Below are 467 nucleotides of genomic sequence, written 5' to 3' on the forward strand. Positions count from 1 at the left end.
GCGTATCCTTAATGTAGGCGAGCTTGGCGAAGCTGGCGCGTCGGCCGATCAAGACGCGCTTTGGCAAGAGCGCTTTGCCATTGAGGTAGGTCCGCATCCTGCCTTCACCGAGAGCCAGAAGGCGGTGGTCGCCAAGGACTATGGGATGGCAGGCGGATCGGCCGTGCTGACTGTTCGCTACGCGATGCTATTCTATGTGCTCAAGCGCCTTGGGCTCTTGGGTGATGCCGCCCAGCTGCCCGCTCGCAGTCAGCATATCGTCGTGGTCAACAGAGCCGATACCCTCGCAGCGCTTGAGAAGGCGGAGTTCGCGCTGTGAATTCTGACGATAGCGCAAAACATCAAAGATACCGGATGTCGCTCAGTGTGGGTGGGCTAATGCTCAATGAGAGCCTGGCGATCGCCAAGGCCTACCGACCCGGGGAAGCCTGGGCTTGCGCTCGCGGGCGCTTGCTCGCGCAAGGCGC

Annotated in this window: 1 pseudogene; it reads left to right on the plus strand. The window is 61.2% G+C overall.

Going from position 1 to position 467, the window contains the following annotated elements:
* Positions 1 to 319 (plus strand): annotated as a pseudogene (locus tag AACY52_RS30820) (transcriptional regulator); the annotation flags it as partial.
* Positions 320 to 467 lie beyond the last annotated feature (148 nt).

Origin of the sequence: Pseudomonas sp. EA_65y_Pfl1_P113 (assembly GCF_963970525.1) — a bacterium.
Lineage (GTDB): Bacteria > Pseudomonadota > Gammaproteobacteria > Pseudomonadales > Pseudomonadaceae > Aquipseudomonas > Aquipseudomonas tritici.